5 protein-coding genes and 4 pseudogenes are annotated in these 5913 nt (G+C 38.9%); 5 read left to right on the top strand and 4 right to left on the bottom strand.

The features are described 5' to 3' along the window. Positions 1-360: pseudogene (locus AC13CK_RS14415) on the bottom strand (IS5 family transposase); the annotation flags it as partial. On the opposite strand from AC13CK_RS14415, the gene AC13CK_RS14410 reads away from it, so the two are divergent. The 5 genes from AC13CK_RS14410 (at position 354) to AC13CK_RS14390 (ending at position 4768) form a co-directional block, all read left to right on the top strand. Next, on the top strand, positions 354-1085 hold the full coding sequence (locus tag AC13CK_RS14410) for a hypothetical protein (RefSeq protein ID WP_482831279.1): 732 nt from the start codon (positions 354-356) through the stop codon (positions 1083-1085). The pseudogene AC13CK_RS14415 and the gene AC13CK_RS14410 sit on opposite strands and share 7 nt — an antisense overlap. 169 nt (positions 1086-1254) lie before the next feature. After that, the gene (locus AC13CK_RS14405; protein WP_004647848.1) at positions 1255-2238 is read left to right on the top strand and encodes a putative oxygenase MesX; all 984 of its coding nucleotides are present in this window, start codon (positions 1255-1257) and stop codon (positions 2236-2238) included. Between the two features lie 51 nt (positions 2239-2289). Further along, a complete protein-coding gene (locus tag AC13CK_RS14400) occupies positions 2290-3333 on the top strand; it encodes a methionine synthase (protein WP_004281804.1) in 1044 nt (347 codons plus the stop codon). 97 nt (positions 3334-3430) lie between these two features. Then, on the top strand, positions 3431-3925 hold the full coding sequence (locus AC13CK_RS14395; protein ID WP_482831280.1) for a flavin reductase: 495 nt from the start codon (positions 3431-3433) through the stop codon (positions 3923-3925). Between the two features lie 42 nt (positions 3926-3967). Further along, positions 3968-4768, top strand: a complete 801-nt coding sequence (locus AC13CK_RS14390) for a sulfite exporter TauE/SafE family protein (RefSeq protein WP_114541429.1) — start codon at positions 3968-3970, stop codon at positions 4766-4768. A gap of 99 nt (positions 4769-4867) precedes the next feature. Here the strand turns inward: AC13CK_RS14390 and AC13CK_RS14385 are convergent. From AC13CK_RS14385 to AC13CK_RS14375, 3 pseudogenes are all read right to left on the bottom strand, one after another. Further along, positions 4868-5041 (bottom strand): annotated as a pseudogene (locus AC13CK_RS14385) (IS5/IS1182 family transposase); the annotation flags it as partial. 2 nt (positions 5042-5043) lie between these two features. Beyond that, positions 5044-5408, bottom strand: a pseudogene (locus AC13CK_RS14380) (IS3 family transposase); the annotation flags it as partial. After that, positions 5402-5683, bottom strand: a pseudogene (locus AC13CK_RS14375) (ISNCY family transposase); the annotation flags it as partial. The pseudogenes AC13CK_RS14375 and AC13CK_RS14380, both read right to left, overlap by 7 nt. Positions 5684-5913: the final 230 nt, after the last annotated feature.

Genomic DNA, 5913 nt, shown 5'->3' with positions numbered 1-5913 from the left:
TTGTTTGTCCACCGCGTGATTGTCCAATTGCTCTTTCGAAACCATACCGAGCTCCACTTGCATGTTGATGCACGCGTATGTAGCTTCCGTCAATGAATACCCATTCTTGATCCAAGACGCCTCGTAATCTAAAAAAAATTTATCCCATAATCCCTTACTTGCCCAGCGATTAAAGCGATTGTAAGCAGTTTGCCAAGGGCAAAATTCTTGAGGAATATCGCGCCATGTGGCGCCTGTGCGCAGTTTCCATAAGATGGCTTCCATGATATTTCTACTGTTTTTTGAACAGTAACAACCATGTAATCGCATAGTATCTTGAATTTGCTGCCAAATATCATTAGTGAGAAGAGTACGTGCCATTGAAAAAATATAGAAATGAAAAGAGCTTAAAGGAGGATTTTAAGTATTTAAAACCAATTCTTCAAATGAGGACACGCCCTAGTAATTTTTTAGAAAGAAAGAGTTTAAGAGATGGTATTAGCACGGACTCTCAATTTCTAATTAAACGACAAGCTTTTGTATACGAATATGTGTCTAATAAATATTATGAGCTAAAATATTCAAAAATTACGTCAGATATTTTTTCTAGAACAAGAAAGTTTGTAGACGGAAAAATTGGAGGTTTAGTACCATTATCAGCACAAAAATTTGCATCTGTTTATGAGAATTTAACGTCCGAAAATTCAGAGGATTGGTCAAATGCTGTTCATAGTTGTAGGCAAATATTTCAAGATACTGCTGATGTGATTTATCCTGCTAGAAAGGATAAGACTATTAATTTAGACAATGGTAAAATTAAAATTATTAAATTAGGTGTGGATAATTATATAAATCGAATTATTGCATATGTTGATGAGCAGTCAGACTCTAAAAGATTTGAGGAAATCGTTGGTTCACAGATGAAATATTTGGGCGAGCGGTTAGATGCTATTTTCAAAGCTGCTCAGAAAGGTTCTCATGATATTATTACTTCTAGGCAAGAAGCTGATCGTTATGTTATTTACACATACTTGATAGTTGGAGATTTATTATCTTTGGTAGAGTTGCAAAAAACATTATCAATTTCAGATAAAGATTTTAGATAGCCGCTTAACTTACTGAATAACTAAAAAATCCTCAGAATCTTTAATTTATTAAGATGAGTATTTCTCATCTTAAGCTGAATTTATATCGTTTTACTCACTTTCTTATTCACGTTTAAATACAGCCATTCAGAAATTTAGCTTTTTATAAAATTTTTAGGTGGCAATCTCCATGAGTACAGCATTTGAGTGTTCAATTAAACGTATCCGTTTTGATGAGAATTATACACCAGCAGAAAGCACACGTTTAACCACAAACTTTGCCAATTTGGCACGTGGGGAAAGCCGTGAAGAAAACTTGCGTCGTACCCTTGCGATGATCAACAACCGTTTTAATAGCTTGGCAACCGTTGATAACCCGAAAGGTGATCGCTATTCACTTGAGATTGACATCATTTCTGCTGAAATTGATATCGAAGGTAATGGTCAAACTTTCCCATTTATTGAAACACTGAAAAGTGTAGTGATTGACCATAAAACAGGGGAGCGTATTGAAGGCATGATCGGCAATAGCTTCTCATCTTATGTGCGTGATTACGACTTCAGCGTAGTATTGCCTCAATTGGGTTGTGGTGTAGGTGAAAAACCTGAAGATTTTGGAGATCTACATGGTAAATTGTATCAACATTTGGTGAATTCAGATGTATTTAAGGCAGAATTTACCAAGCCACCTGTGATTTGTTTAAGTGTTTCAACCTCTAAAACCTATTACCGTACGGCAAACGTACATCCTATTTTAGGTGAGGAATATACCAATGATGAATATTCACGTACCGATGAATATTTCGCCAAAATGGGCTTACGTGTACGTTACTTCAAACCAGAAGGTGGTAATGCACCACTCGCATTCTATTTCGCTGGCGACTTAGTCCGTGATTATACTGATTTTGAATTGATCAGCGCGATTGCAACCATGGAAAGCTTCCAAAAAATTTATCGTCCTGAAATTTACAACACCAACTCTCCGGCAGGTGTGGAGTATCAACCAAGCTTGAGCTATGGCGATTACTCACTGACACGTATCGTTTATGACCGTGTTGAACGTGGTGAGTTAGCGGTTAAGCAAGGTAAATGGACAGAAGAAAACTTCATCAAACCATATCAAGATATTTTAAATGAATGGGCAGCAAACTTTAAGGTCGAAACAGCTGCTTAAGACATCGAATTGACACACAGACTGACGAATTTTAGAGAAAGAAGATTAGACATGGCGCTTACACAACCGAAACTTTTACTCCCAACTTCAACTGCGGGTAGCTTGCCAAAACCGTCTTGGTTAGCTGAACCTGAAAAATTATGGTCTGCATGGAAGCTTGAAGGCGAAGAATTATTAGAAGCTAAACGTGATGCTTTGAAATTATCATTACATGAGCAAGTCACTGCAGGTATCGATATCGTGAGTGATGGTGAGCAAACCCGTCAGCACTTTGTAACCACGTTTATTGAACATCTTGAAGGTGTAGATTTCGAAAAGCGTGAAACCATGCGTATTCGTAATCGTTATGATGCAAGTGTACCTTCAGTTGTGGGTGAAGTTTCTCGTAAAAAAGCAGTGTTTGTAGACGATGCGAAATTTTTACGCAGCCAAACCAGTCAGCCAATTAAATGGGCGTTGCCTGGTCCAATGACCATGATTGATACACTTTTTGACGGACACTACAAGAGCCGTGAAAAACTGGCTTGGGAATTTGCCAAAATTTTGAACCAAGAAGCTTTAGAACTTGAAGCAGCAGGCGTAGACATTATTCAATTTGATGAACCTGCGTTTAACGTATTCTTTGATGAAGTGAATGACTGGGGTGTACCAACCTTAGAACGTGCACTTGAAGGTCTAAAATGTGAAACTGCAGTTCATATTTGCTATGGTTACGGCATTAAAGCCAATACAGATTGGAAACAAACTTTAGGTAATGAATGGCGTCAATACGAAGAGTCATTCCCGAAACTACAACAATCTAAGCTCGATATTATTTCACTTGAATGCCAAAACTCACGTGTACCAATGGATTTAATCGAATTGATCCGTGGTAAGAAAGTGATGGTGGGTGCAATTGATGTGGCAACCACTCAAGTGGAAACTGCAGAGGAAGTAGCAAATACGCTACGCAAAGCATTGCAATTTGTTGATGCAGATAAACTGTATCCTTCAACTAACTGTGGTATGACACCGCTATCTCGCCAAGTGGCACGTGGCAAACTTGAAGCTTTAAGCGCAGGTGCTGCCATTGTTCGTAAAGAGCTAGAAGCTTAATCAAACGTAGTCTCGTGCGAAGCAGAACAAATTATCACAAGAACATTTGTTCTGCTTTATGCATGAGCACGTGATATGTACATTTGAGATGAAAGAGATGATTGAAGCAACAGACTTTAGAAATGCAATGTCTTTACTCACCACAGCAGTGAATGTTATTACGACTTCGGGTGAAACAGGTATGCATGGATTTACTGCATCTGCCGTATGTAGCGTGACGGATACACCGCCAACGTTATTAGTCTGTATGAATCAATCCTCCCGTTCACATGCCCATTTTTTTGAAAATAAAGTCTTGGCGGTCAATGTGCTGAGTACACAGCATGAGCAAATTTCTAACGCATTTGCTTCAAGTAAGTTTAGCTCAGAAGATCGTTTCAAACTCGGTGATTGGAGTACGATGGAAACTGGTTCACCTATTTTGAAAGATGCCTTGGTCAGTTTTGACTGTGAGATTCAAGATATTCAGCAAGTCGGTACACACAGTGTTTTCATGTGTCGTGTTCTTAAAGTTCAACAAAGCGATCAAGAAGAAAGTCTGGTGTATTTTAACCGTGCTTATCATCAAGTGGGTCAGTTGGAACACGCTTAACTCAATGCCTTAATTCTTTTATCTTTTTAAAGTTAGTTTATTGTGGAACTTATAACCTTTTTAGTCATCGGCGCTTTTGCTGGTTTTGCAGCAGGGCTGTTTGGTGTCGGCGGTGGTACGATTATTGTACCACTGCTTTTTATTGTCTTTACTCAAATGGGTTATGACCCTGATGTTGTTATGCATCTCGCATTAGGTACATCTTTAGCAACAATCGTTGTCACTTCAATCAGCTCATTAATGGCACATCATAAAAATGGCGCTGTGCTATGGCCTGTATTTAAAAATCTAGCTCCACCAATGGCGATTGGTTGTTTTTTTGGGGCAGGTATTGCTGGTTTGATATCAGGGTTACATCTACAAATCATTGTTGGCTTATTTCTGATTTGGGTCGCATATACGATGCTTACAGATGCTAAAACAGCAATTAATTCAACGCAAACTTTACCGTCGTCAGGTCAACAAGTTGCTGCTGGTAGTGTCATTGGGATTGCATCAGCAATTTTTGGAATAGGTGGTGGAAGTCTGACGGTTCCGTACCTGAATCGCTATGGTGTGGTCATGCAGAAGGCGGTTGGAACATCTGCGGCATGTGGATTCCCCATTGCTGTCGCTGGTGCATTAGGTTTTATTATTTTTGGTATAAATGCTGAGATTAATGTACCTAATACCATTGGTTACGTGCATATTTATGCATTTATTGGCATTAGCATCATGAGTTTCATTACAGCTAAGTTTGGTGCGAAGGCGGCACATGCTTTATCGCCAGCAATGTTAAAGAAATGCTTTGCAGTTTTATTGGTCATTGTAGCAAGCTTCTTCCTTGTGAAGGGATTAATTTAATATTGGACTTCGCATAAGAGATTTTATGCTAAATGTAATTTTAAAGGGCTTTGTTGCACAAAGATTTAAAAGACAACACTCTGCTCATTTGAACAGAATTCAAGTGACAACTTGGGTATGAGGACGACCTAATTCTGTAAATTTGTTCAATACGGCTATGCGTGCATGAATCTCATTCACCTGACTAGAAAAACTCCTTGTTGTTAATTTATCACCTAATAGTTTGATGCAATGCATCTTGGCTTCAACCAAACTTCGACGATGATAACCTGATCCTAGACAGTATTGTGGACATTCGATCCCTCTAAATTCTTACAATATTTTTGTTCAAAGGCTTCAGGACTTAACCAGCCATTTGCAGAATGTATTCTGATTCGATTGTAATAAATCTCGATATAGTCGAACAGGACAGCATTCGCTTCTTTTCGAGTGGCAAACACACTGCCATGGATTACATGACCTTTCAATGTATGAAAGAAGCTTTCAGTCACTGCATTGTCCCAACATGAGCAGTGTACTGCGCAAGACTGCGTGACATACTTTGAATACAGTTATTCGTCAATAATAGCGCTCTAAAAGCACGACTACAGTACTGACTGCCTTGGTCAGAATGAACCATAACTCCTATTGAATAAGCTTTTCATGCGCCAAGGTTGGTCCGAAACCATGCAGTTGATCAGAAACAATATTGAGGCACTTGAGTCTGAGTTCTTCAGAAAGCCTGGAATTGCTGGTTTGGCCACGACCCGTATGGGCTAATACAGCTGGACCTTGAACTTTGTATTTCTGCAGTAAGCGTCTGACCTGACATTCTGAAATATGAAGTAGAAGTAGCTGAGCAGCCTGGGATTGAGTTATGCGTTGATCGCAGATTTCCTGCAAGACCGACAATCGTTTAAGTTCTTTATCCGACATAGACACCAACATATCAAACCGTCCGCTAAGGAAATTGCAAAAGTGCACATTCTAAAAGCGGACATTTCTATTTTGGGCTTACAACACTGTGTTATTCACCAATTAAAATGTCTATGCGATAAACCATTTAAAATGTCCTGTTTTTAACCACAAGAGTCAAGCACAGGATTTAACTTTCTTTGTTCAATAACAGCTTTCTGAGCTTTACGACTCGGCATACTTTTCTGGAC

The sequence above is a fragment of the Acinetobacter sp. L-24 genome (assembly GCF_056857555.1).
Note: the sequence above shows the minus strand (reverse complement) of the source record. Positions and strands in the feature narration are given on the sequence as shown.